This is a genomic window from Mesorhizobium sp. M7A.F.Ca.CA.001.10.2.1 (assembly GCF_003998575.1).
Classification (GTDB): domain Bacteria; phylum Pseudomonadota; class Alphaproteobacteria; order Rhizobiales; family Rhizobiaceae; genus Mesorhizobium.
In genome coordinates this window covers 1-701 of the sequence record NZ_RZQY01001228.1, presented here as the reverse complement: position 1 = coordinate 701, position 701 = coordinate 1, and the positions used below count along the sequence as shown (strand labels likewise).

The following is a 701-nucleotide window of genomic DNA, read 5'->3' as shown; positions in this document are numbered from 1 at the left end:
CCGCAAGATAGCCGTCGAGACTGGCCCCCTTCACCGGGTTGCCGTCCTTGTCGAGATACATGGTTTTTGTCGCCGCCAGCGGCGCCCGCTCGCGAAAATCGAGAAAGGTCGATTTGCCGTCCTTGAAGCGGATGGTCATGAAGCCGCCGCCGCCGATATTGCCGGCATTGGGGTAGACGACCGCGAGCGCATAGCCGACGGCAACCGCCGCATCGACAGCATTGCCGCCCTTTTTCAGCACCTCGATACCGACTTCGGACGCCAGATGCTGGGCCGTCACCACCATGCCGTGCTCGCCCTTGGCCGGCGCAGGCGATGCGGCGAAGACGCCCGTCAACGGCGCGAGGGCGAAGGTGATGGAAAGACTGGCGGCGATCAGTGTCCGACGGTTGAGAGGCATGGCGGTTCTCCGGGCGGGGGGACGCCTAGAAGACCGTGTTGGACTGATCGAGTCCACTAACAATTAAGGGAGCGTGAGAAGAGCCCCCTCACCCGGATTGCCAACTGAATTGCGAAGCGCAATTCGAGGCAATCCGACCTCTCCCCGAGGGGAGAGGAGGTTGTCAGCGCTGACGTCAGTCTCTTCTCCCCAGCGGGGGTGAGGCGTGGTCCGCGCAGCGGGCCAAAAGCCAACTGCTTGGCTTTTCGAACAACGAACGCCCGGAGGGTCGGTGGCCGCAAAACGGCCGGATGAGGGGGCC

General features: G+C 63.6%; 1 protein-coding gene. It reads right to left on the bottom strand.

Going from position 1 to position 701, the window contains the following annotated elements:
• The coding region (locus EN964_RS36310; protein ID WP_206528840.1) for a gamma-glutamyltransferase at window positions 1-400 on the bottom strand (400 nt) is incomplete at its 3' end.
• Window positions 401-701 lie beyond the last annotated feature (301 nt).